This is a genomic window from Micromonospora sp. WMMA1949, from assembly GCF_027460145.1.
Lineage (GTDB): Bacteria > Actinomycetota > Actinomycetes > Mycobacteriales > Micromonosporaceae > Micromonospora.
In genome coordinates this window covers 3,037,511-3,060,278 of the sequence record NZ_JAPZBG010000001.1, presented here as the reverse complement: position 1 = coordinate 3,060,278, position 22,768 = coordinate 3,037,511, and the positions used below count along the sequence as shown (strand labels likewise).

Annotated in this window: 21 protein-coding genes and 1 tRNA gene; 6 read left to right on the top strand and 16 right to left on the bottom strand. The window is 71.6% G+C overall.

What is annotated here, in order from left to right; genetic code table 11:
* Positions 1-12: 12 nt before the first annotated feature.
* Positions 13-399 carry a VOC family protein gene (locus O7607_RS14460; RefSeq protein WP_269703733.1) on the top strand — a complete coding sequence of 129 codons (387 nt, stop codon included), beginning with the start codon at positions 13-15 and terminating at the stop codon, positions 397-399.
* Positions 400-427: 28 nt separating this feature from the next.
* Here O7607_RS14460 and O7607_RS14455 read toward each other — a convergent pair whose 3' ends face one another.
* The 4 genes from O7607_RS14455 to O7607_RS14440 all read right to left on the bottom strand — a co-directional run bounded on the left by O7607_RS14455 (position 428) and on the right by O7607_RS14440 (position 2,896).
* The gene (locus O7607_RS14455; RefSeq protein ID WP_269703731.1) at positions 428-697 is read right to left on the bottom strand and encodes a DUF6959 family protein; all 270 of its coding nucleotides are present in this window, start codon (positions 695-697) and stop codon (positions 428-430) included.
* A 63-nt stretch (positions 698-760) separates the two neighbouring features.
* Positions 761-1,060: a hypothetical protein gene (locus tag O7607_RS14450; RefSeq protein ID WP_269703729.1), complete on the bottom strand. Its 300-nt coding sequence runs from the start codon at positions 1,058-1,060 to the stop codon at positions 761-763.
* A gap of 521 nt (positions 1,061-1,581) precedes the next feature.
* Positions 1,582-2,337, bottom strand: a complete 756-nt coding sequence (locus tag O7607_RS14445; protein WP_269703728.1) for an NYN domain-containing protein — start codon at positions 2,335-2,337, stop codon at positions 1,582-1,584.
* A 166-nt stretch (positions 2,338-2,503) separates the two neighbouring features.
* Positions 2,504-2,896, bottom strand: a complete 393-nt coding sequence (locus O7607_RS14440) for a hypothetical protein (RefSeq protein ID WP_269703727.1) — start codon at positions 2,894-2,896, stop codon at positions 2,504-2,506.
* A gap of 154 nt (positions 2,897-3,050) precedes the next feature.
* Here O7607_RS14440 and O7607_RS14435 point away from each other — a divergent pair, with 154 nt between their 5' ends.
* Complete coding sequence (locus O7607_RS14435; protein WP_269706983.1) at positions 3,051-3,326, top strand: tyrosine-type recombinase/integrase; 276 nt, start codon at positions 3,051-3,053, stop codon at positions 3,324-3,326.
* Between the two features lie 73 nt (positions 3,327-3,399).
* Here O7607_RS14435 and O7607_RS14430 read toward each other — a convergent pair.
* Positions 3,400-3,476 (bottom strand) — tRNA-Thr (locus O7607_RS14430).
* A gap of 364 nt (positions 3,477-3,840) precedes the next feature.
* Between O7607_RS14430 and O7607_RS14425 the strand changes: the two genes are divergently transcribed.
* Complete coding sequence (locus O7607_RS14425; protein WP_043327950.1) at positions 3,841-4,932, top strand: ABC transporter ATP-binding protein; 1,092 nt, start codon at positions 3,841-3,843, stop codon at positions 4,930-4,932.
* A 60-nt stretch (positions 4,933-4,992) separates the two neighbouring features.
* Here O7607_RS14425 and rlmB read toward each other — a convergent pair whose 3' ends face one another.
* Together rlmB and cysS are read right to left on the bottom strand one after the other, a co-directional pair.
* Positions 4,993-6,114, bottom strand: coding sequence for a 23S rRNA (guanosine(2251)-2'-O)-methyltransferase RlmB (gene rlmB, locus O7607_RS14420; protein ID WP_269703726.1), 1,122 nt, complete (start codon positions 6,112-6,114; stop codon positions 4,993-4,995).
* Positions 6,114-7,529 carry a cysteine--tRNA ligase gene (cysS, locus tag O7607_RS14415; RefSeq protein ID WP_269703725.1) on the bottom strand — a complete coding sequence of 472 codons (1,416 nt, stop codon included), beginning with the start codon at positions 7,527-7,529 and terminating at the stop codon, positions 6,114-6,116. The genes rlmB and cysS overlap by 1 nt, the downstream gene beginning before the upstream one ends.
* 63 nt (positions 7,530-7,592) lie before the next feature.
* Here cysS and O7607_RS14410 point away from each other — a divergent pair, with 63 nt between their 5' ends.
* Together O7607_RS14410 and O7607_RS14405 are read left to right on the top strand one after the other, a co-directional pair.
* Positions 7,593-8,240: an IclR family transcriptional regulator gene (locus O7607_RS14410; RefSeq protein ID WP_269703724.1), complete on the top strand. Its 648-nt coding sequence runs from the start codon at positions 7,593-7,595 to the stop codon at positions 8,238-8,240.
* A gap of 210 nt (positions 8,241-8,450) precedes the next feature.
* Positions 8,451-9,470 (top strand): hypothetical protein, encoded by a 1,020-nt coding sequence (locus O7607_RS14405; RefSeq protein WP_269703723.1) that lies wholly within the window; start codon positions 8,451-8,453, stop codon positions 9,468-9,470.
* A gap of 67 nt (positions 9,471-9,537) precedes the next feature.
* Here O7607_RS14405 and O7607_RS14400 read toward each other — a convergent pair whose 3' ends face one another.
* From O7607_RS14400 to O7607_RS14390, 3 genes are all read right to left on the bottom strand, one after another.
* Complete coding sequence (locus O7607_RS14400; RefSeq protein ID WP_269703722.1) at positions 9,538-11,226, bottom strand: S8 family serine peptidase; 1,689 nt, start codon at positions 11,224-11,226, stop codon at positions 9,538-9,540.
* A gap of 88 nt (positions 11,227-11,314) precedes the next feature.
* Positions 11,315-12,013, bottom strand: coding sequence for an HAD family hydrolase (locus tag O7607_RS14395; protein ID WP_269703720.1), 699 nt, complete (start codon positions 12,011-12,013; stop codon positions 11,315-11,317).
* Positions 12,010-12,972, bottom strand: coding sequence for an EamA family transporter (locus O7607_RS14390; RefSeq protein ID WP_442929484.1), 963 nt, complete (start codon positions 12,970-12,972; stop codon positions 12,010-12,012). Before O7607_RS14390 ends, O7607_RS14395 begins: the two co-directional genes overlap by 4 nt.
* A gap of 66 nt (positions 12,973-13,038) precedes the next feature.
* Here O7607_RS14390 and O7607_RS14385 point away from each other — a divergent pair, with 66 nt between their 5' ends.
* Positions 13,039-13,587 carry a CGNR zinc finger domain-containing protein gene (locus O7607_RS14385; protein ID WP_269703716.1) on the top strand — a complete coding sequence of 183 codons (549 nt, stop codon included), beginning with the start codon at positions 13,039-13,041 and terminating at the stop codon, positions 13,585-13,587.
* Here the strand turns inward: O7607_RS14385 and O7607_RS14380 are convergent.
* The 6 genes from O7607_RS14380 to O7607_RS14355 form a co-directional block, all read right to left on the bottom strand.
* Positions 13,551-14,150: a GNAT family N-acetyltransferase gene (locus tag O7607_RS14380; protein ID WP_269703714.1), complete on the bottom strand. Its 600-nt coding sequence runs from the start codon at positions 14,148-14,150 to the stop codon at positions 13,551-13,553. The genes O7607_RS14385 and O7607_RS14380 overlap by 37 nt on opposite strands.
* Before the next feature lie 55 nt (positions 14,151-14,205).
* Complete coding sequence (locus tag O7607_RS14375; RefSeq protein ID WP_269703711.1) at positions 14,206-15,615, bottom strand: class II fumarate hydratase; 1,410 nt, start codon at positions 15,613-15,615, stop codon at positions 14,206-14,208.
* 44 nt (positions 15,616-15,659) lie between these two features.
* Positions 15,660-18,632 carry an AfsR/SARP family transcriptional regulator gene (locus tag O7607_RS14370; protein WP_269703709.1) on the bottom strand — a complete coding sequence of 991 codons (2,973 nt, stop codon included), beginning with the start codon at positions 18,630-18,632 and terminating at the stop codon, positions 15,660-15,662.
* Positions 18,633-18,879: 247 nt separating this feature from the next.
* Positions 18,880-20,547 carry a fumarate hydratase gene (locus O7607_RS14365; RefSeq protein ID WP_269703707.1) on the bottom strand — a complete coding sequence of 556 codons (1,668 nt, stop codon included), beginning with the start codon at positions 20,545-20,547 and terminating at the stop codon, positions 18,880-18,882.
* Positions 20,548-20,623: 76 nt separating this feature from the next.
* Positions 20,624-22,024, bottom strand: coding sequence for an outer membrane protein assembly factor BamB family protein (locus O7607_RS14360; RefSeq protein ID WP_433496217.1), 1,401 nt, complete (start codon positions 22,022-22,024; stop codon positions 20,624-20,626).
* 157 nt (positions 22,025-22,181) lie between these two features.
* Positions 22,182-22,670 (bottom strand): Lrp/AsnC family transcriptional regulator, encoded by a 489-nt coding sequence (locus tag O7607_RS14355; protein ID WP_269703705.1) that lies wholly within the window; start codon positions 22,668-22,670, stop codon positions 22,182-22,184.
* Between the last annotated feature and the right edge of the window lie 98 nt (positions 22,671-22,768).

Here is a 22,768-nt window from a genome sequence, read left to right as displayed (position 1 = left end):
GGGGAGAAGACCATGGAACGCGTGACGGGCATCGGTGGCGTCTTCTTCCGCGCCCACGACCCGGACCGGATCAACCACTGGTACGCCACCCATCTCGGGGTCGATCTGGCGCCCGAGTCCTACGACGTGTCTTCCTGGTGGCAGCAGCCCGGCCCTACCGTCCTGGCTGCCATGCCGGCGGACTCCGAGCACTTCGGCGGCTCCGAGCACTCCTGGTCGCTCAACTTCCGCGTCGCGGACCTGAACGCGATGGTCGACCAGCTGCGCGATGCGGGGATCGACGTCGAGGTGGACCCCGAGGAGTATCCGAACGGGAGGTTCGCGAGCCTTCGAGATCCAGAGGGCAACGTGGTCCAGCTCTGGGAGCCCGCAGGGGCCGACAGCCGTGGGACTACCTGACCACTCTCGGGTCAGTGGCGGCCGCCTGTCAGTACGGCCGCTGGATGCCTCGCTCCGCGAGCGCCGCCTCGTAGAAACGAAGTAACTCCGCCGCCCCTCGGACCGCATCGTCCAGGTCGTCGAGAGCCTCGCCGTTCCCGGGATCCTCGCGGAGCATGCGAGCCGCTCCGGCGAGCTGCGTCCAGAGGGCGGCAAACGTATCGCCCTGCACGTGAAGGCCGGGAAAGGTCCGACCTGGCAGCTGCACGACTGCCCAGTTGGCACCACGGGACAGGACCTGCGCTTGCTCCTGGCTCATCCGAGCAGAATCCCAGTACCGCTCGACGAGCGTCCAGCCCGAACCGTCACCCACGGCGCCGGCTCAGGCGATGAACCAACCCGACAGCTCCAAGGCGTCGCCATCAGCGGGAACCGCGGCTGCGTGCGGCTCGGACTGCTGGGCCTCTGCACGCAACCGAGCCGCCTGGTCTGCGGTGACCGCATACAGGACGAGCGGTCGAGGCCGGCCCGGGACCCAGTCGGGCCCGGCCGAGAACCAGAACAACTGACCCCCATGACGGGCCAGGCCGTCCAGCGGTCCGTCGTACCAGTCCAGCACCTCGACGATCTCGACTCCGACGACCTCGGGCAGAGGGTGCGAGCCGCCATCATCGTGACCCATCCCCGCACGTTAGCCGCTTCATCGAGCCACTGCGATCGCGTTGTCAGGCGGCCACGGACGTCCGATCGTGACGGCGGCGTCGACATCCGGCGACTGAGCGGCCGTGCGTCTCGTGGCGACGGCGGCACCGAGGTGCCTTGGTGGAACTGGAGCCCCCGGCCGGGATCGAACCGGCGACATCTCGCTTACAAGCTATGTGCAGCGCGGCCGTCGTTGTCCGGGGACGGTCGTTAGCTCGGAGTACCGTCCGTCCCCGCACTCCATGGTGCGCCGCTGTCCGACGCCGTAGCTGTCAGCGTTGCTGTCTACAGCATTTCCGCTGGGCCGGCTGCGCTAGGCGGCACCTGGACATCTGCCTGTGGGCGATGCCCGGGAGGCCGCACATCCGCTGACCCTAGCCACACCGGGCAAAATTAAACCCGACCCACGAAGGGGTCGGGCGGTATGTACGCCAAGCTTCTCACCTCAAGCTCAGCTTGGCAAACTTTCTCGCCAGCCTTCCGCCTTTCCAGGTAGCAGGCTTACCACCCAGAGGGCCGCTGGATCGCACCGACCTGCTTCGGCAACTGCGCCCCGGTCAGGTCTGCAGCTGTGAGCTGGTACCACCAGTGGCCGCCGACCCCTCTGCTTGGGTTGTCGCTCAGGGCACCCGCTGGGTAGTTCTTAGTCGGGTTGATCAACCCTACCGGGATAAGGTCACGAGCCTGTGCGACGGGGAAGGCCAGGTCGCTATCGTTGCTGATGACCACCGCTGCGGTGACGCGTCGATGAAGCAGGTCGAGCAGCAGGTGCGACGCTACGTTGACATCCGAGCCCTTCTCCTCCCGCCGGGCAACTTGCACCATGAACCGCGCCCCTTGTACGGGCTGGCCTGCGCCATCCTGTACCATGATCGGCCACTTGGCGGTGGTGATGATGGGTTGACCCTTGGGGCCCTTTGTCGCGAGCGGGCTTGTTGCCACCCGGTTGACGTATCGCCCCATCTCGATCTCATCTACGGCGCTGGCCGCCCGCAACGCCCGCAGGTACACGTTCTGGTCACGAGCGCCGCTTGGGTTGGTAGAGCCGTCGATACGTGCGGTGCAGTAGACGACACGGACAACCTGGGCACCAGCCCAACCAGAGTGCAGGGCAACGAGGGACTTCGCGAGCTGACGGAGGTCGAGCCATCGCCAGCCAGGCTGCCCCGGGCCACCCATGAGGCCACGACCGCCGTAGTAGAGGTTGTAGCCATCGATGTAAACTCCAACCTGGGTCGGCACTGCGGGGGTTGTCATGACGCGGTCTCCAGAGACGTGGGTCGGACAGCGCTGGGGTCATTCGTCGGCGGCGAAGTTGCTTCACAGGGAACTGCTTGGCGCCCTCATAGCCCCGGGGCGCACCGGCAGGTGGGGTAGCGGAGCACGGTCCGGAATCACGCTGGCAGCAGTGCCGGCTTTTGCCTCATCGTTCGCGTCGGATCATCTGAAGGATGCTGCCCGTGTCCGTGCACACCCAGAAGGCCCAGCCGTTTCGGTTGGGCCTAACTCTCGGGTTCGCTGTGCCCACCACCGCGGCGGCTGCCCCACTGGGCGATCTGAACCGCTTTCCAGCGAGGGCCCCGCTTGTGATTTCAAGAACCTCTGAACCAGGGTCAAAAAGCCCCTCCGTCCGGGACCCTTCGTAGACGGCGTGGACGGGGATCCGCTTGTCGGCATTCGGGGCGAGCCGGCGCTGCCCCGACTTCTGGAACTCATTCAGGAGCCGCTCAACCGCCTCGCCCTCGGAGATGCCCCACGCCAGGCTGAGCAGAGCGATCCGCTCCTGGACGGTGCTCGACACTGCAATCTCAGCCAAACGCCCTCACCTTCCTCCGATTGAGTGCTCAGGTAGAGCATGAGTCACAAGTGCAGCCTTGTCAACCTAAAGCGCGGTCCGGGTCCCGACTCCTCGTTCGCGAAGCACAGCCCTCCCACGAAGCTGATGGCACGACGTCTGGGAGGATTACGACCTGGTCTTCCCCTCCGAGCGTGGTACGCCGATGGAGCCGACCAACCTCAGCCGCTCGTTCGCTCGGCTTCGGGAGACCGCCGGTTTGCCCGGTGTCCGCCTGCACGACCTGCGGCACACGGTCGTGTCGCTGCTGATGGAGCTGGGCGTCCCGCCGCACGTCGTCCAAGCCATCGCCCGGCACGCGGACGTGAAGATCACCCTCAAGGTCTACGCTCACGCCAACCTTGATGCCATGCGTCAGGCGCTCGGCAAGCTCGACGGACGGCTGTCATGAACCGCGTTGCTGTCAGCGTTGCTGTCATCGGGCCGTCTCGCGGCGGCCACCGCCGCGAAACGCCTGATGGAAGTGGAGCCCCCGGCCGGGATCGAACCGGCGACATCTCGCTTACAAGGCGAGTGCTCTGGCCAGCTGAGCTACAGGGGCGCGTGCGTCGCGCTCAGCATAGCGACTTGCCCCCGGAAATCCCGCCTCGCAGGGCTCCCGAGCACGGAAAACGTCGGCATCCCGACCGGCGCGGCCGATGGATCATCACCTGGTCACGCTCCCAACCGGGAGATTGATGCCTCGCAGTGCCCGACTGACCGTTATGTGTATGCCGTCCATCCCATCCCGAGCGCCACGTCTTGGCACGATCGCGAAAGCCGTTTACCGTGCAGTGACACGGACGACACTCCGGCCGGCCTCGGCTGCCTGAGCGACGACCCCGTTGGCCGGTGCCTTGGGCGCCGGTCGCTCCTTCACTCGGATCGTCCGGCACGTTCCTGCCGGTGAAAGGAAGCGCTCCATCATGGCTACGGTCACCTACGCGAAGGCGTCCCGGATCTATCCGGGCACCGAGCGCCCCGCCGTCAACCAGCTCGACCTCCAGATCGGTGACGGGGAGTTCCTCGTCCTGGTCGGCCCGTCCGGCTGCGGTAAGTCCACCAGCCTCCGGATGCTCGCCGGCCTGGAGGACGTCGACGACGGCGCGATCTACATCGACGACCGGGACGTCACCCACCTCCCGCCGAAGGCCCGCGACATCGCGATGGTCTTCCAGAACTACGCCCTCTACCCGCACATGACGGTGTACGAGAACATGGCGTTCGCGCTCAAGCTGCGCAAGACCTCGAAGTCGGAGATCGACCGGCGGGTCAAGGAGGCGGCCGGGCTGCTCCAGCTGGAGGAGTTCCTCAGCCGCAAGCCGAAGGCGCTCTCCGGCGGTCAGCGCCAGCGTGTCGCCATGGGCCGCGCGATCGTCCGTGAGCCGCAGGTCTTCCTCATGGACGAGCCGCTGTCGAACCTCGACGCCAAGCTCCGCGTGCAGACCCGTACCCAGATCGCCTCGCTGCAGGCGAAGCTGGGCGTCACCACCGTCTACGTCACGCACGACCAGGTCGAGGCCATGACCATGGGTCACCGGGTGGCGGTCATGCTCGACGGCGTGCTCCAGCAGGTGGACACCCCGCGGGCGCTCTACGACACCCCGGCCAACGTCTTCGTCGCCGGCTTCATGGGCTCCCCCGCCATGAACATCAAGACGGTGAAGCTGACCGAGCAGGGCGGCGCGTTCGCCGAGATGATCGTGCCGCTGACCCGCGAGCAGGTCCAGGCGGCCAGCGCCGAGGGCGGCGACGGCAAGGTCACCGTCGGCTTCCGGCCGGAGGACTGCGACCTGGTCAGCCCGTCCGAGGGCGGCATGCCGGTCGTGGTCGAGCTGGTCGAGGACCTCGGCTCGGACGCCAACGTCTACGGCCACGCCGCGCTGGAGGGCCACAACGAGCGGTTCGTGGTCCGCACCGACCGGCGCAGCATGCCGAACATGGGTGACACCGTGTTCGTCAAGCCGCGTACCGGTCGCAGCCACGTCTTCCACTCCGCCACCGGCCAGCGGATCTGACGTACGTACGCGAGAAGGGGCGGCCCGCCACGGCGGACCGCCCCTTCTTCGTACTCTCGATCAGACCTCGACGGACCGGCGGCGGGCGACCTCGGCAAGCGTGACCGCGGCGGCGACGCTGGCGTTGAGCGACTCCACGTCGGAGACCATCGGGATGCTGACGGTCAGGTCGCAGGTCTCCCCGACCAGGCGGGACAGCCCGCGCCCCTCCGAGCCGACCACCACGACGAGCGGGCCGACGGCTGCTTCCAGGTCGTACAGGTCGGTCTGCCCGTCGGCGTCCAGGCCGACCACGACGAAGCCGGCCTCCTTGCACGCCTTGAGCGACCGGGTCAGATTGGTGACCTGGGCGACGGGCACGCGCGCGGCCGCGCCGGCGCTGGTCCGCCAAGCGGTCGCGGTGATCCCGGCGGCACGCCGTTCGGGTACGAAGACACCCTGCGCGCCGAACGCGGCGGCCGACCGGATGACCGCGCCGAGGTTGCGCGGGTCGGTGACGCCGTCCAGCGCGACGAGCAGCGGGGCGGCCTGTTCCAGCGCGGCGGCGACCAGGTCGTCGAAGGGCTCGTAGGCGAACGGCGGCACCTGGAGACCGACGCCCTGGTGCAGCACGCCGCCGGTCATCCGGTCCAGCTCGGCACGGCTGACCTCGAGGATCGCGATCCCCCGGTCGGCGGCGGTGCGGACGATCTCCTTGACCCGGTCGTCGATGTCGATGCCGTGCGCGGTGTAGAGGGCGGTCGCGGGCACCTGCGTGCGCAACGCCTCCAGCACCGGGTTGCGTCCGACGAGCAGTTCCGGGCTGTCCTTCGCCGGGTTGGCCTTACGGCCCGGCGCGACCCGGGGACCGCCCCGGCCGGCGGCCGGCTTGCCGCCCCGGCCCTTGGTCGTGGGCGTGCCCCGGCCACCGCCCTTGCCCCAGGTGGTGTCCTTCGTGCCGGGCTGGCCGATCTTGGGCGCGCGGCCCTCCTCGGCGGCGGCGCGGCGCTCCTTGTCCTGCTTCCAGGCGGTGCGCTGGGGCAGCTTCTCCGTGCCCGAGTACGCCTTGTGCCACGGCCGCTCGTCGGCGGGCAGAGTGCGGCCCCGCCCGGCGAGCGAGTCCTTGTTCTTGCCACCGGTGCCCTTGGGGGCACCCGCCTTCGGCGTCAGTCGCCGGCCACGGCGCTGCGAGTTGCCGGCCATCAGTCCTGCTCTCCAATAGTCCAACGCGGGCCCTGGGGGGTGTCCTCGACGACCACGCCTGCCTGCTTGAGCTGGTCGCGTACGGCGTCGGCGGCGGCCCAGTCCTTGCGGCCGCGGGCCTGCGCGCGCTGCTCCAGGGCCAGCGCGATCAGGGAGTCCACCACGCCGCGCAGGTCGTCCGCGCGGCCGCCGCCGGTCCAGGCCGGGTCCAGGGGGTCGACGCCGAGGATATCCAGCATCGCCCGGGTGGCGGCGAGCGTCGTGCGGACGGTCACATCGTCCCCGGCGGTCAGCGCGGTGTTGCCGTCACGGACCACCTCGTGCAGCGCCGCCAGCGCCGCCGAGGTGTTGAGGTCGTCGTCCATCGCGGCGGTGAAACCGGCCGGCAGGCCGCCGGGCCGGCCGCCGCCGACCCGCTCGGCCGCCCGCTGCACGAAGCCTTCGATCCGCCGGTACGCCACGGCGGCCTCGCGCAGCGCGTCCTCCGAGTAGTCGATGCGGGACCGGTAGTGCGCGGCGACGTAGTAGTAGCGCAGCTCCACCGGGCGGACCCCGAGCGACGCCACGTAGTCGAGGTCGAGCGTGTTGCCGAGCGACTTGCCCATCTTGGTGCCGCCGATGCCGAGCAGGCCGTGGTGCACCCAGTAGCGCGCGAACGGCAGGTCGGCGGCCTGGGACTGGGCGATCTCGTTCTCGTGGTGCGGGAACGTCAGGTCGAGCCCGCCGCCGTGGATGTCGAACTCGGGGCCCAGGTAGCGCCAGCACATGGCCGAGCACTCGATGTGCCAGCCGGGCCGGCCACGACCCCACGGCGACGGCCAGGAGGCGTCGGCCGGCTCGCCCGGCTTGACGCCCTTCCACAGCGCGAAGTCTCGCGGGTCCCGCTTGCCCCGGTCGGGGGCGTCACCGGCCGGTTGCATGTCCGCCGGGGACTGGCCGGACAGCGAGCCGTACGCCGGCCAGGAGGCCACGTCGAAGTAGACGTCGCCGGAGCCGTCGGTGGCCGGGTAGGCGTGACCGGTCTCGATCAACCGGGCGATCAGCTCGTGCATCTCCGGGATGTGCCCGGTGGCCCGCGGCTCGTACGTCGGCGGGAGCACGTTGAGCGCCCGGTAGGAGGCGGCGAGGATCTGCTCGTTCGTGTACGCGATCGACCAGAACGGCCGGTCCTGCTCCATCGCCTTGGCCAGGACCTTGTCGTCGATGTCGGTCAGGTTGCGGATGAACGTGACCTCGAAGCCCTTGTCGAGCAGCCAGCGGCGCAGCACGTCGTAGTTGACGCCGGAGCGAAGGTGGCCGATGTGCGGCGGGGCCTGGAGCGTGAGACCACACAGGTAGACCCCCACCTTGCCGGCTTCCCGCGGGACGAAGTCCCGCACCGATCGGGTGGCGGTGTCATACAGGCGTAGCGTCACCTCCCAAGGGTAGCCGTCCGCACATTTCCGGGTTGGCCGGAGCCGGGTCGTACGCTGCGTGCTGTGGACACGGCGGCGCGCGCGGGAGAGACGGCACAGACCCTGGACCGGGGCCTGCGGCTGCTGCACCTGGTCGCGGACGCGCCGGGCGGGCTGACGGTCACCGAGGCGGCGCACCGGCTGGGCATCGGCCGGGCGGCCGTCTACCGGCTGGTCGGCGCGCTGACCGGCCACGGGATGCTGCGGCGCGACGGTGAGGGCCGCCTGCGCATCGGCGTGGGCGTGCTGCACCTGGCCCGCCGCGCCCAGCCGCTGCTGGCCGAGGGTGCGCTGCCGGCGCTGCGCCGGCTCGCCGAGGGCACCGGTGCGACCGCCCACCTGACGGTGGTCGAGGGCGGCGAGGGTGTCGCGCTCGCTGTGGTCGAGCCGAGCTGGACGTCCTTCCACGTGGCGTATCGGACGGGGACCCGGCATCCGCTGGAACGCGGGGCCGCCGGCCGGGCGGTGCTCGCCGGGCGGGCCGGTGATCCGGGGCCGGTGAGCACCAGCGGTGAGCTTCAGTCGGGCGCGTACGGGGTGGCGGCGCCGGTGCTCGGCGTACCGGGTCTGGAGGGCAGCGTCGGGGTGGTGTCGCTGACCCCGCTCGACGTGGCGGACGTCGGCGCCCAGGTCACCGCAGCCGCCGAGGCGGTTGCCGCCGCGCTCTCCTGACCGGCCCCGACGTCAGCTCGGCGAAGTGGCTGCATCAACACGCCCCGGACACCACCACCTCCCCGAGCTGGAGCCGATCATGGACAGGCCGAGGGTCTATAGCACGCGGACAGGGCCGTGCGGGGGTTGTCCACAGGGCGCGGAGGACGGCACGGTGGCGGCTGTCCACAGGGGTACCGATCTCGACCCGTGCGCCGCCACGCTCGTCCCATGCCACCTCATCCTCATCGACCGCCGGAGTTGGCCTGGCAGGTCTTCCGGGGCTCGGAAGCGATCCGGCGCGGGCTGCTGTCCCGGCATCATCTACGCGGCGCCTCCTGGATCCGGCTCCGGCAGGACGTCTACGCCGACGCGCGACTAGACCGCGACCACGCGCTCGCCTGCCGCGCGGCGCTGCTGCGCCTGCCACCCGGCGCGGCCATAGCCGGTCCGTCGGCTGCCTACCTGCACGGGGTCGAGCACGCCGCGGGCTTCACCGACGACGTGCACGTGCTCCTGCCGGCCACGGTCCGGGCCGACTCGCAGCCGGGTGTCCGGGTGCACCACGCCCCGATGTCGAGCACACGCAGCGGTCTTCTGGTCCCCGTCGGCAGCGCCGCGAGGGGGCCCGGACCGCACGGCCGGACCGTCTCGGCGGCTTCCGCCGCCGCATCGAACCCGTTCGCGGAGTCGCCTCCCGGCGCGGCGATGATCCTGACCGGGCCTCCGCCACGCACCGAGCCGGCCGCCTGCGCCTGGGAGACTGCGGTCTGGGCCGATCCGGTGGAGGCGGTCGGCATCATCGACGGGCTGCTGCGTACCGGCTCGGTGAACCGGTCGGCGCTGGCGAGCGAGGCGGCCCGGAACGCATCCCGCCCCGGTGGGCGGCGGGCGGCCTGGGTGTTCGGCCTGACCGACGGGCTGGCCCAGTCCCCGCCCGAGTCCCACCTGCGGGTCCGTCTCGTCCTCGCCGGCCTGCCTCGCGCGGTGGCCCAGTATCCGGTGCGGGTGTCGACCGGGCTGATCCTGCACCCCGACCTGGCCTGGCCGGAGTTCCGGGTCGCCGTCGAGTACGACGGTCAATGGCACGCCGACGCGGACCGGACGCACCTCGACCGGCGGCGGCTCAACCAGCTCGTCGCGGCCGGCTGGCTGGTGCTGCACGTGACCGGCCGCCGTCTGCGCAAGGAGTTCCCCGTCCTGGTCCGGGAGATCCGCGCCGCACTGGTGGCCCGGGGGTGGCGGCCGTGAAGCGGGCCGGAACGCCGAGGTGGCGGCGTCGGGACCACCGGACACCGCCACCTCGGAGAAACGCTCGTTACGGCCGGATGTTCGGCTTGACCGGGGTCTTCACGGCGGCGTAGGCGTCGACGATGCCGTAGCCGTAGAAGCCGTTGAAGTTCAGCGAGCCCGCGCAGTACGCGTCGAACTCGGCGTCCCGGCCCTCGTTGGTGTAGCTCTGCAGCCGCGGCTCCGGGCAGGCGTGCTCGGCCGCCGTCCGGTAGAGGTGCTGCTCGACCAGGTTCGGCGCCATGCCGTAGCCGTTGCGGCCCTCCTTCTTGCCGTGCTTGCTGACGATCAGCGCCGCCACGCCCGAGACGTGCGGCGATGCCATCGAGGTGCCCTGCAGGTAGGTGTAGTAGCCACACTCATCCTTGGCGGTGCACTGCTTGAACACCGAGTTCTCGAAGCCGGCGACGATGTTGCCGTTCTCGTCGACCGACCCCTCCTCCTGCAGCACCTTCTTCGGGTACGTGGAGAGGATCATGTTGGCGTCGGTGCGGTACGTGTCGGTGCCGAAGCCGTCGCGGAACCAGCCACCCGGCGCCGCCACCGAGATCTGCTCGGTGCCGTAGTTCGAGTAGTCGGACTTCTTGCCGGATGGGCCGACCGCCGACACGCCGATCACGTGCGGACCCTCGACCGGCAGGTCCCAGCAGGTCGCGTTGTCGATCGGGCGCGGGTACGGGTCCGCGCCGTAGTCCGGGCTGCTCACGTCGGTGCGCGGCGCGCCCAGGTCCTCGTGGTTGTTGCCGAGCGAGCCGACGAGCGTGACGCCCTTGCGGTGCGCGAAGTTGAGCGCCCGCTTCATGGCCTCGATGACGGTGCGCTGCTCGGCCTGCGCCTCCGGCGAGTCGGCCGGGTTGGCGGTGCAGTTGTAGAGCCACGGGTCGACGTAGAAGGACATGTTCACCACGTCCAGCCCGGACCGGCCCGCGTGCACCAGGGCGTTCACCACCGGGTTGAGGAAGAAGTAGCCGCTGTCCTGGCCACCCTTCAGCTCGACCAGGGAGACGTTCGGGGCCACGCCGGAGAGGCCGAAGCCGTTCGCGGCGGCGCCGATGGTGCCGGCCACGTGCGTGCCGTGTCCGCCGTCGTCGGTGCCGACCGGGTCGAGGCAGCTCGCCACCTCGCACGGGCCGTCGACCTCGGGGATGTCCGGGGCGAAGTTGCGCGACAGCGCCCAGTTGAAGTTCGGCGCAAGGTCGGGCTGGCTGGCGTCGACGCCGGTGTCCAGGATGCCGACGGTGACCCGGCGGTCGCCCGGCTCGATCTTGCGGGCCTTGTCGGCCCGGATCATGTCCAGACCCCAGAGCTTGTCGTCGAGCGGGTCCATCTTCTTGCCGTTGCCCTTGGCGGCCTTGCCCTTGGTCGCCGCGGCGGCCAGCAGGTGCTCCTGCTCGACCCGGTCCAGCTTCGGCTTGCGGCCGATCGCCTTCTCCTCGGCCGCGCCGACGAGCGCGCCCGCTGCGGTGGCCCGGCTGGCGAAGTCCGCCCGGTCGCTGGTGACCTGGAACAGGCCGACGTCGTCGGTGCGGGCGACGACCTTGCCGCCGGCGGCGGTGATCGCGGCGACCGCGGCGTCGCTGGAGACGCCGCTCTCGGCCAGCACGGTGAAGGTCCGGAACTCCGACGGCGCGGCGTTCGCCGGGATGCTCAGGCCGGTCACCGTGAGTGCCAGCGAGGCCGCAGCCGCGACCGCGCCGACGGTGAAGCGCTTGCTCACCACATCAGATCCTCTCGTTGAGGGACGTGGTGTCATCCCACATCACGGGAGCCGGTTCCGCCAGATCGACGTCCGTTATCGGCCTCAACTAGGCATTCGCGTTTGTCAAGGTGTCGAGCACCGTGGACAGTCCGGCCAGGGTGGACACCTCGGCATCCGGTTCGAGGCCGCGCGGGCGGGGCAGCCCGGCCCGGTTGAGCCAGACCGCGCGCAGCCCGGCCCGCTGGGCGGCGGCCACGTCGTGTGCCGGCGAGTCGCCCACGTGGACGATGCGCGCGGCGGGCAGCCCGGTCGCCGCCACCACCGCCGCGAAGAACTCCGGCGCCGGTTTCTTGGGCAGGCCACCCTCGTGCGCGTACAGCTCGAAGGCGAACTGCCCGGCGAGGCCGCAGCGTTCGGCGCGGCTGTTGCCGTTCGTGGCGAAGCCCAGCAGGTGGTGCGGGCGCAGCGCCGCCAGCGCGGGCAGCGCGTCGGGGAAGGGCCGGCTCAGCGCGTACCGGCGGGCGAAGAACAACGCCGCGAACTCGTCCAGGTCCGCCTCCAGCCCGGCCCGGGCCAGCGAGCGGGCCAGCGCGGCCCGCCGGATCTCCTGCACCGGGGCGGCGCTGAGCGCGCCGAAGACGGCACCCCAGTCCCCCTCCAGGTCCGCGAGCACCACCCCGGCCGCCGCCGGCGTCCGCCGCCGCATCTCCTCCAGTACGGCGACGAGGGCACCGGTGACCGCCGGGCGCAGGTCGACGAGTGTCTCGTCCGCGTCGAAGACGACAGCGCCACGCGGCTCGCTCATCGGTCGCCTGCCAGCACCGGCTCGGCTGGCGAAGGCGCCGACGGTGTGCCCCGCAGTTCGTCCGCCCGGACCAGCGCGACGCCGCCGAGGATGAGCACGCCGCCGGCCAGCTGGATCAGGCTGGGCAGTTCGTCGAGCACCAGCCAGGCGATCAGCACCGCGAACATCACCTCGGTCAGCCCCACGAAGGAGGACAGCCGCGCACCGAGCAGCCGGGTGCCGGCGACCCCGGAAAGGTACGCGATCACTGCGGCGATGAGCGACAGCCCGGCGATCGGCACCAGCCAGCTCACCCGGTGCCCGCCGAAGGTGACGTCGGCGGTGCCGGCCGCGAGCGGCAGCGCTCCCAGGCCGCCGAGCAGGAGCAGCACCAGCGCGCCGACGGCCATGCCGCCGCTGGCCATCACCACCGAGGGCAGGCCCGCGTCGATCCGGCCGGCGATGACGAAGTAACCGGCCAGCCCGACGCCCGCGCCCAGGCCCCACAGCACGCCCACCGGGTCCAGTCGCGCGGCGCCGGTGAGGTCGAGGACGAGTCCCAGTCCACACAGGGCGGTGACCGAGCCGGCCACGGTGAGCAGCCGGGGGCGCTGCCCGTGGACCAGCCACATCCATCCGACCACGAGCACGATGCCGAGGTATTCCAGCAGCAGCGCCACGCCGACCGGAAGGTAGCGGACCGCGTTGAAGAAGCACGCCTGCGCCGTGGCCACGCCGAGCAGCCCGAACAGCACGACGGTGCCCGCGTTGCGGCGCAGCACCGCCCACCTGCCGCGCAGTGCCAGCACCGCTGGGACGGCGAGCACCAGGGCGGCGATGCCGACCCGGGCGATCACCACAGCGACCGCCGACCACTCACCGGTGATCAGCGGACGGGCAAAGGTGCCCGAGGTGGCGAACGTGATCGCGGACAGCAGTGCCAGGCCGAGCCCGACGCTTGACCGTTCCCGCATCGGCATCTCCCGGTCATGAGTGAAGGAAGGTTATGCTGATGACGCTAGGCGGAGCCCCTGACAGGAGTCAAGTTGCTTTTTGCTCATGACACCGAATGCGCGCTCGTCGCCGCCGCCGCGCTGGTGAACACCGCCGGCAACGGCCGGGAGGGGCTGCCCGACGTGACCGCCCTCGACGGCTTCTTCACCATGCACGGGTGGAGCGGCCGACACGAGCACTCCGAGACCGAACTGCGCCAGGTCCGCGCGCTGCGGCCCCGGCTGCGCCGCATCTGGTACGCCGACATCGACGAGGTGGTGGCGATCGTCAACGGACTGCTGCGCGAGTCGCACGCCCTGCCGCAACTCGTCCGGCACGACGACGAGCCGTACCACGTGCACGCCGTACCACAGGACGCACCGCTGGCGACCCGGATGGCTGTCGAAGCCGCGATGGCGATGGCCGACCTGGTCCGGATGGGCGAACTGAGCCGGCTGCGGCACTGCGACCACCCCGACTGCGACAACGTGCTGGTCGACCTGTCCCGGAACCGGTCCCGCCGGTTCTGCGACGCCGGTTGCGGCAACCGGGCCGCGGTGAGCGCCTACCGGGCCCGCAGGGCCGCCGCGTCCCACTCCTGACGGATCGCGGGCCAGGCGTCGCGGCGCAGTTCGTACTCCACCTCGCCGTGCTCCGTACCCGGGATCGGGTCGTCGAAGGCCAGGTGAAACGTGCGGACGTAGCGCAACCCCGCGCGGGCCATGACCGCACGGGAACGGTCGTTCACCGCCATCGTCTGCGCCCACACCCGGCGGACGCCGACCGTGTCGAACGCGTGGCGCACCAGCGCCCGCGCGCCCTCGGTGGCCAGCCCGTGCCCCCACGTCGCGCGGCGCAGCCGGTAGCCCAGTTCCGCCTCGGCGCCGTCGTCGGACGGGTCGAGCGAGTGCCAGCCGAGGAACTCGCCGGTGAACCGGTCGAGCGTCGCCCAGCGGCCGAGCCCGGGGAACCTGTCGTACTGCGCGAGCACCCGGGGCAGCACCTCGTCCCGGAACGTCCCGGCCGGGGTCGGCACGCCGCCCGTCAGGAAGCGCATGACCTCCGGGTCGGCGTCCAGCGCCACCAGCCGGTCCACATCGTCCGTCGTGAACCGGCGCAGCGTCAGCCGCGCGGTCTCCAGCAACACGCCACCGTCGTCACGCACGGTCGGATCATGCCGCGCGCACGGTGACGGGTCGAGGCAATTACCGGCGCCGCCCTCAGGGGTGGGTCATCCGGAGCAGGTCCAGCGCCTCGTCCAGCTGGGTCTCGGTGAGCGTGCCCGAGTCGACGTGACCCCGCGAGATCACCACCTCGCGGATGGACACCTGCTTGGCCAGCGCCTCCTTGGCGATCGAGGCGGCCTCGTCGTACCCGAGGTGGCGGTTGAGCGGGGTGACGATCGACGGCGAGCCCTCCGCGTACGCCAGGCAGACCTCGGCGTCCGCGACCAGGCCGGCCACCAGCCGCTCCGCGAACAGCCGGCTGGACGCGGCGATCAGCTTGATCGACTCCAGCAGGTTGCGGCCCATCACCGGCAGCATCACATTCAGCTCGAAGTCGCCCTGCGACCCGGCGAACGCCACCGCCGCGTCGTTGCCGACCACCTGGGCGCAGACCTGCCGCATCGCCTCGGCCACCACCGGGTTCACCTTGCCCGGCATGATCGACGACCCGGGCTGGAGGTCGGGGATTCGCAGCTCACGCAGCCCGGCGCGCGGCCCGGAGCCCATCCAGCGCACGTCGTTGGCGATCTTGTAGAGGCCGACCGCGATGGTACGGAGCTGGCCGGACGTCTCCACCAGCGCGTCCCGGGCACCCTGCGCCTCGAAATGGTTGCGCGCCTCGGTCAGCGGCAGACCGGTCGACTCCCGCAGCTTGCCGATCACCCGGTCGGCGAACCCCAGCGGCGTGTTGATGCCGGTGCCGACGGCGGTGCCGCCCAGCGGCAGCTCGGCCAGCCGGGGCAGCGCCGACTCCAGTCGCTCGACGCCGTAGCGGACCTGCGCGGCGTAGCCGCCGAACTCCTGCCCGAGCGTGACCGGCGTGGCGTCCATCAGGTGGGTACGCCCGGCCTTGACCACCGTCTCGAACTCGGCCGCCTTCTCCTCCAGCGCGCCCGCGAGCTGCTTCAGCGACGGGATCAGATCCTCCACCACGAACTGGGTGGCGGCCAGGTGGATCGAGGTGGGGAAGACGTCGTTGCTGGACTGCGACGCGTTGACGTGGTCGTTCGGGTGCACGTCCCGGCCCAGCTCGCGGCTCGCCAGGGTGGCGATCACCTCGTTGGTGTTCATGTTGGACGAGGTGCCGGAGCCGGTCTGGAACACGTCCACCGGGAACTGGTCGTCGTAGCCGCCCTCGGCCACGTGCGCGGCGGCGGTGGCGATCGCCTGCGCCACGTCCGCGTCGATCACCCCCAGCTCCCCGTTGACCAGGGCTGCCGCCCCCTTGATCTGCGCCAGGGCCTTGATCTGGGCCGGTTCCAGCCCGCGCCCCGAGATCGGGAAGTTCTGCACCGCGCGCTGGGTCTGCGCCCGCCACAGCGCCTCGGCGGGCACCTCCACCTCGCCCATCGAGTCGCGTTCGATCCGGTAGCCGGTCGCCTCTGGAGTCGTCACGCCTACCATCCTGCCGCGCCTCCCGGCGGTGTGCAGGGAAAGTGGCGCGGCCCTCAGCCCAGCTCCGCCAGCAGCTCCTCGGTCTCCCGCCCGTCCGGCGACTCGACCTGGCGGAACAGCGCCAGCGCGCGGCCGGCGTACCGGCGGGCCTGGTCGGCGTCGGTGTGCCGCAGGCAGCGGGCCATGCCGTCGAGCGCGCGGGCCTGCTCGTAGCGGGCGCTGAGCCGGGTGGCGTCGCTGAGCACCCGACGGTGCAGGTCCAGCGCGCTGGCGACGTCGCCCTGGTCGAGGATCGCCCGGGCCAGCAGGTTCCGGGACGCGCACTGCCCGACCAGATCCCCCGCGTCGGTCATGGCGACGAGCCCCTCCCAGTGCAGCCGGGCGGCCGACTCCGGCCGGCCCTCCTCGCGCTCCAGCGCGCCCAGCTCGTTGAGCAGCTCACCCTCGCCGTAGCGGTTGCCCACCCGGCGCTTGAGTCCCAGGGCGGCACGCAGGAGCCGGAGCGCGGGGCCGCACTCCCCACGCCGGTGCCGCGCCATGCCGAGGTGGCCGATCGCATTGCCGAGCTGCCGCAGGTCGCCGCGTTGCCGAGCCAGGGCCATCTGGTTGCGGCATATCCGCGCGGCCTCGTCGTAGCGGCCGATCCCGATCAGGGTGAACGACAGGTTGTTGAGCCAGTTGATCAGCGCGGTCGGGTCCGCCAGCCGGCGGGTGAGCACCGCCAACGACTCGAACACCTCGATGGCCAGCCGAGGATGCCCGTCGACTCCGTACGCCGTGCCGAGGTTGCCGAGCGCCCTGCTCAACTCGTCCGGGCGGCCGAGCCGCCGGTAGATGCCGACCGCCACCTCCATCCGCCGGACGGCTTCGGCGAACCGCCCCCGGCGGTAGTCCGCCGAAGCCAGATAGTTGAGCATCGTCGCCACGGCCTCGTCGTCACCCAGACGCTCGGCGGCACGCAGTCCGATCTGGTGTGTCTCCACCAGATCGTCGAGATGACCGCCGTAGAAGTTCATCGCCCAGCCGACCCGGGCGAGCTGCCAGCACTGCCGGAGGAAACCCTCGTTCTCGGCCAGCCGGACGAGCGCCGTCATGGTCGGCCTGTTCTCCTCCAGCCACTGACGGCCGAGGCCGGTGGCCGCCGCCACCAGGTCGGGCCGCACCGGCTCCGGCAGGGGGTGCAGGACGACCGGCTCCAGCGACTTCACGAGGATCGCGGCGACGTGCAGGTGAAAGTCGAGGAGCCGGGCCGTCGCCGCCCTCCGCTCCTCGGGCGACTCGCGTTGCGCGCCGAGCATCCGGGCGTACTCCCGGATCAGGTCGTGCAGCCGGTAGCGGCCCGGTTCCGTCTCCTCGACGAGGTGCGCGTCGACCAGCTCGTCGAGCGCGTCCTGGGCCGCCGGCAGCGGCAGCTCCGCGAGCACCGCCGGCACCCGGTTGTCGGCGTGGACGCCCGGGTGCAGCCCGAGCAGCCGGAAGACCCGCTGCGCGACCGGTGACACCTGCTCGTACGACAGCGCGAAGGCCCGGGCCACCGAGCGTTCGCCGGCGACCAGCTCGGCCAGCGGGTCGGACGCCCCGGCCAGCCGCTCGGCCAGATCGGCCACCCGCCAGCGCGGCCGGTGCGCGAGCCGGGCCCCGGCCAGCCGCAGGGCGAGCGGCAGATGACCGCAGCGCCGGGCCACCTCCGCCGCCGCCTCGGGCTCGGCGGTGACCCGCTCCACGCCGGCCACCCGGGCCAGCAGCTCGACCGCCTCGTCGCTGTCGAGCACCGGCAGCGAGGACGGCCGGCCCGCGTCCAGGCCGACCAGCCGGCGGCGGCTGGTGATCAGCACCAGGCAGTCCGGCCCGTTGGGCAGCAACGGCGCGACCTGGCCGGCGTCGGCGGCGTTGTCGAGCACCACCACGGCCCGCCGGCCGGCCAGCTCCGAACGCCACGTCGCCAGCCGGTCCGCCAGGTCGACCGGCACCCGCTCGGGGGGTACGCCGAGCTGCCGGAGCAGGGTGGCCACGGCCGCGGTCGTGGCCACCGGGCTGCGTTCGCTGTGCCCGTGCAGGTCGATGAAGAGTTGCGCGTCGGGAAACCGGTCGGCGACCGCGCCGGCCACCTGGACGGCGAGCGTCGTCTTGCCACTGCCCGCCATGCCGTCGATGAGCTGGACGCGGATTGCCTCCTCCTCGATCTCCTTCACCAGCCGGGCCACGGTCTGCCGCCGTCCGGTGAAGTCGCCGATCGCCCGTGGCAGCGCCCGCACCGGGGCGCCGGTCCGGCTCTCCGGCCCGCCCAGCGCCAGGTCACCGGCGAGCAGCCGCTGGTGCAGTTCCTGCAACGCCGCGCCGGGCTCGATGCCCAGTTCCTCGGCGTAGATCCGCCGGCCCTCCCGGTAGACGGCAAGCGCGTCCGCGTGGCGGCCGACCGTCGAGAGGGCCAGCATGAGCTGCCCCCGGAGCCGTTCCCGCAGCGGGTTGCGGTCGACCGCCTCGGTCAGCTCGTCGACCAGCTCCGCCGCTCGGCGTAGCCGCAGCTCGACGTCGACGCACTCCTCCAGCACGGCGAGCCGCTGCTCGTCGAGCGCCTGGGCTCGCCGCCGCACACTCTGGGCGGGTATGCCCGCCAGCGCCGGGCCGCGCCAGAGATCCAGGGCGGCCCGGAAGCGGTGCCGCGCGTCGGTCAGCCGGCCGGTGGCGGCCTCGGCTCGGGCCGCCTCGACGGTACGGGCGAACGTCTCCGCGTCGAGGTCGTCCGGCCCCACCCGCAAGCCGTAGCCGGCCGGGTCGGTGACGATCGTGTCAGCCGGCAGCCCGAGCGCCGCGAACCGCTGCCGCAGTCGCGACACACAGATCTGGAGCTGGGTCCGCGCGGTGGCCGGAGGGCGTTCCTCCCAGACGGCGTCGACCAGGTCCTCCACCGGCACCACACGGCCCGGGCGCAGCAACAGCATGGCGAGCACGGTCCGGTCCCGGCCCGCGGTAACTGTGGCTTCGCCACCGCCAAGCCGTAAGGGTCCCAAGATCCCGAACCGCACCCGCGCCCCCGCCCGCCGCATGCAACTTCCAGCAGCGTAGCCCTACGGTCACCGAACGCCTCGTCGAGGCGATAGCGATCCGATAGCGACGGCACCCAGACTCGTCGCGGGTTGTCGGTGACGACATCCGACGGGGGCGGTGCGCCTGTCGGCCGCTCGGTCGGCAGGCGCACCGATGTCGATGCACGACGGACACGCCGAGGGGCGCCCGGGTTCACTCCCGGGCGCCCCTCGCGTACGTCCGAACTCAGCGCCGGCCGACGGTGAGCACCGGCTTGGTGACCTCGGCGAAGAAGTCGTTGCCCTTGTCGTCGACGACGATGAAGGCGGGGAAGTCCTCCACCTCGATCTTCCAGACCGCCTCCATGCCCAGCTCGGCGTATTCGAGCACCTCGACGTGCTTGATGCAGTCCTGCGCCAGCCGGGCGGCCGGGCCGCCGATCGAGCCGAGGTAGAAGCCGCCGTGGGCCTGGCAGGAGCGGGTGACCTGGGCGGACCGGTTGCCCTTCGCGAGCATCACCATCGAGCCGCCGGCCGCCTGGAACTTCTCCACGTACGCGTCCATCCGGCCCGCGGTGGTGGGACCGAACGAGCCGGAGGCGTAGCCCTCGGGGGTCTTGGCCGGGCCGGCGTAGTAGACCGCGTGGTCGCGCAGATATTGCGGCATCGGCTCGCCCGCGTCCAGCCGCTCGGCGATCTTCGCGTGGGCGATGTCCCGGGCCACGACCAGCGGGCCGGTCAGGGACAGCCGGGTCTTCACCGGGTACTTCGACAGTTCGGCGCGGATCTCGGCCATCGGCCGGTTCAGGTCGACGCGGACCACCTCCTCGGTGTCCAGCGTCTCGTCTGTCACGTCGGGCAGGAAGCGGGCCGGGTCGGTCTCGAGGCGCTCCAGCCAGACGCCCGACGGGGTGATCTTCGCCACCGCCTGCCGGTCCGCGGAGCAGGACACCGCGATCGCCACCGGACAGGAGGCGCCGTGCCGGGGCAGCCGGACCACCCGTACGTCGTGGCAGAAGTAGCGCCCGCCGAACTGCGCGCCGATGCCGAAGTTGCGGGTCAGCTCCAGCACCTCGGCCTCCAGCTCCAGGTCACGGAAGCCGTGCGCGCTCATCGAGCCCTCAGTGGGCAGCGCGTCCAGGTACTTCGCGGAGGCGTACTTCGCGGTCTTCAGCGCGTACTCGGCGGAGGTGCCGCCGATGACGATGGCCAGGTGGTACGGCGGGCAGGCAGCGGTGCCGATGAGCCGCAGCTTCTCCTCCAGGAACTGCATCATCCGCGTCGGGTTCAGCAGCGCCTTGGTCTCCTGGTAGAGGTAGGACTTGTTGGCCGAGCCGCCGCCCTTGGCCATGAACAGGAACTTGTACGCGTCGGCGTGGCCGTCCGGGTCCTCGGCGTACAGCTCCACCTGGGCGGGCAGGTTGCTGCCGGTGTTCCGCTCGTCCCACATGGTCAGCGGGGCGAGCTGGGAGTAGCGCAGGTTGAGCCGGGTGTACGCCTGGTAGACGCCGCGCGAGATCGCCTCCGCGTCGGTGCCGTCGGTGAGCACGTGCCGGCCGCGCTTGCCCATCACGATCGCGGTGCCGGTGTCCTGGCACATGGGCAGCACGCCACCGGCCGCGATGTTGGCGTTGCGCAGCAGGTCGAGCGCGACGAAGCGGTCGTTCGGCGAGGCCGCCGGGTCGTCGATGATCGAGCGGAGCTGAGCCAGGTGGGCCGGGCGCAGGAAGTGGGCGATGTCGTGCATCGCCTCGGCCGTCAGCGCGGTCAGCGCGCCCGGATCCACAGTCAGGAACCGGCGGCCTCCCGGGCCGTTGACGACGTCCACGCCCTCGTCGGTGACCAGGCGGTATTCCGTCAGGTCGGGACCGGTCGGCAGCAGGGGTGCGTACGAGAAGGCGGCGGCACTGCTCATGACCGAAAAGCCTAGGGCAGAGCCGTCGATCGGTGACACCCGCAGGTGGGTCGTGGGACGACGCTCTCACCCGGTGTCACTTGCCGTCAGCGCAGAGTTCCCGTTTCGGCCCGCAACTGCCCTGGTCGCTCGGCGGCCGCCAGCTTCCGTCCGGGTCCGGCGCCACCGGAGCGCCGTCCTGGCCCGGCCCCGGCGCCTCGCCCGTGCCGGCGCCCCAGCGGACGTACCCGATCTCCCGCCCCTCGCCGATGATCATGCCGTTCGGGCCGACCGCCAGCGCGTTCGCCGAGGTCCGCAGCTCGACCAGCACCCGGCCCTCCCGCGGCTCGACCGCGATCAGCCGGGACGGCTTCTCCTCGCTGATCACCGCCGCGTACGGAGTGAGCGCCGCACCGCTCTTGCCGCCCGCCGGCCGGGTCCAGCGGGTCCGGTCGGCCGACAGTTCCCGGCCCAGCAGCGAGTCCTTGTCGGCGCTGCGCACCACCGCGTAGCGGTCGTCCACGGCGAGCAGCTTCTCGCCGTCCGCGCCGACCTGCAGCAGCCGGCCGTCGTACCCGTCGAGCACCGCCTCCCGCCCGTCCGGGGCGACCCCGATGATCACGTTGCGACCGCCCTGCGGATCCTCCCGCTGCACGCAGCCGGCGTAGTCGGCGGTGCGCAGGTTGATCCCGGTACGCCGCCACACCTGCTGGCCGGTCGCCGGGTCCACCGCGGTGACCGCGTAGTAGCAGCTCCCGTCGCGGGAGGTGGCCGCGATCCGCAGCAGCCGCCCGCCGACCACGGCGAGCCGCTCCTCCCGGCCCGGCTGGACGTTCTGGAGCACCCGCCCGGTGGCGGTGTCCACCACGTGCACCCGGCCGTCGACCGGGAAGCCGAGCAGCGGCGGGACGGACTCCGGCCCGGCCACCCCGCCGTCGATCCGGGTGGCGCCGAGCCGCCGGGTGCCGAGGAGTTCCGGGTTGTCGGCGAGTACGCCGCTGTGCACGCCGGGCAGGAACGCGCTCCACAGCGGAGCGGTGCCGCGCGGGTCCCAGGCGCGCAGCGTGCAGTCGGTGGCCTGCACGCAGTACGCGTCGAGCAGCAGGTTCCGGTAGGTCCAGACGGCAATCGCGCGGTCGTCGCGGCGGCGGGTCACGCCGCTGACCGGGTCGAGCACCTCGTACCCCTTGTCGAGCAGCTTGCCCACGGCGACGACCGACTCCCGGCCGTTGCCCGCGACCGCCGACCAGTCGGCCTTGCGCTCCCACAGCTGGCCGCCGTCGGCGAGGTTGCGCGCCTCGATGCGGGTGCGCTGCTCGACGATCACGGTGTCGCCGGCGATGGTGACGCTGCGCGGCGTGCCGCCGACGCGCTGCTGCCAGACCACGTCCGGCTCGCTGATCGGCTTGCTGCGGTCGACCCAGTCCCAGAGCGCCGGGAACGGGTTCCAGACGCCTGTCGCGGCGAGGACGACCACGGTGACGAGCCCGAGCAGCAACCAGCCGCGTATCCCTAGGCCCTTCACACCGCACACGGTAGCGACGATCACCGGTCCCTCGTGCCGCGTGCGGTGCGTGTCGCGGCGCTTCTTGCATGGTCCGGGGTGTTAATAAGGGGCCCTTCCACCTCCGAATGCGTTAACAGGGGGCCCTTCCTTACCCGCGGGCGGCGGAGCGGACCAGCGGGAGCGTGCGGTACGGGATCTGCTCGGCCAGCGCGATGATGGTGGACGCGCGCCGGATGCCCTCGGAGGCGACGATCTGGTCGATGACCCGCTGGAGGTCGGTGTTCGAGCGGGCGACGATCCGGCAGAGCAGGTCGCTGGAGCCGGTGATGGTGTGCGCCTCCAGCACCTCGGGGATCGCGGCCAGGTGCGAGGTGACCTGGTCGTGGCCGTGCCGCTGGCTGATCTCCAGCGTGACGAAGCTGGTCACCCCGAAGCCGATCGCGGCGGGCGTGATGTCCGGCCCGAACCCGGTGACCACGCCCCGGCCGACGAGCTTGTCGAGCCGGGCCTGGACCGTGCCCCGGGCGACACCGAGGCGCCGGGAGCACTCCAGCACGCCGATCCGGGGCTCCTCCGCGAGCAGTTCGATCAAGCGGGCGTCCAGTTCGTCGAGCTGTACATCCTGACCAGTGTTCATGGTGTCCGACGGTACCGAATGCACAACCTGACCAGGAATAACGCCAACTGTTGCCCAACTCACCGCAGTCCGTAGATCCTCGCCGGAAGAGCACATCC

What these genes read in the sequence shown, in the direction of transcription:
- O7607_RS14460 (WP_269703733.1), top strand. Translation starts at nt 13, where the DNA reads ATGGAACGCGTGACGGGCATCGGTGGCGTCTTCTTCCGCGCCCACGAC.
- O7607_RS14455 (WP_269703731.1), bottom strand. Translation starts at nt 697, where the DNA reads ATGAGCCAGGAGCAAGCGCAGGTCCTGTCCCGTGGTGCCAACTGGGCA.
- O7607_RS14450 (WP_269703729.1), bottom strand. Translation starts at nt 1,060, where the DNA reads ATGGGTCACGATGATGGCGGCTCGCACCCTCTGCCCGAGGTCGTCGGA.
- O7607_RS14445 (WP_269703728.1), bottom strand. Translation starts at nt 2,337, where the DNA reads ATGACAACCCCCGCAGTGCCGACCCAGGTTGGAGTTTACATCGATGGC.
- O7607_RS14425 (WP_043327950.1), top strand. Translation starts at nt 3,841, where the DNA reads ATGGCTACGGTCACCTACGCGAAGGCGTCCCGGATCTATCCGGGCACC.
- rlmB (WP_269703726.1), bottom strand. Translation starts at nt 6,114, where the DNA reads ATGGCCGGCAACTCGCAGCGCCGTGGCCGGCGACTGACGCCGAAGGCG.
- O7607_RS14405 (WP_269703723.1), top strand. Translation starts at nt 8,451, where the DNA reads ATGCCACCTCATCCTCATCGACCGCCGGAGTTGGCCTGGCAGGTCTTC.
- O7607_RS14395 (WP_269703720.1), bottom strand. Translation starts at nt 12,013, where the DNA reads ATGAGCGAGCCGCGTGGCGCTGTCGTCTTCGACGCGGACGAGACACTC.
- O7607_RS14390 (WP_442929484.1), bottom strand. Translation starts at nt 12,972, where the DNA reads ATGCCGATGCGGGAACGGTCAAGCGTCGGGCTCGGCCTGGCACTGCTG.
- O7607_RS14375 (WP_269703711.1), bottom strand. Translation starts at nt 15,615, where the DNA reads ATGGTAGGCGTGACGACTCCAGAGGCGACCGGCTACCGGATCGAACGC.
- O7607_RS14365 (WP_269703707.1), bottom strand. Translation starts at nt 20,547, where the DNA reads ATGAGCAGTGCCGCCGCCTTCTCGTACGCACCCCTGCTGCCGACCGGT.
- O7607_RS14355 (WP_269703705.1), bottom strand. Translation starts at nt 22,670, where the DNA reads ATGAACACTGGTCAGGATGTACAGCTCGACGAACTGGACGCCCGCTTG.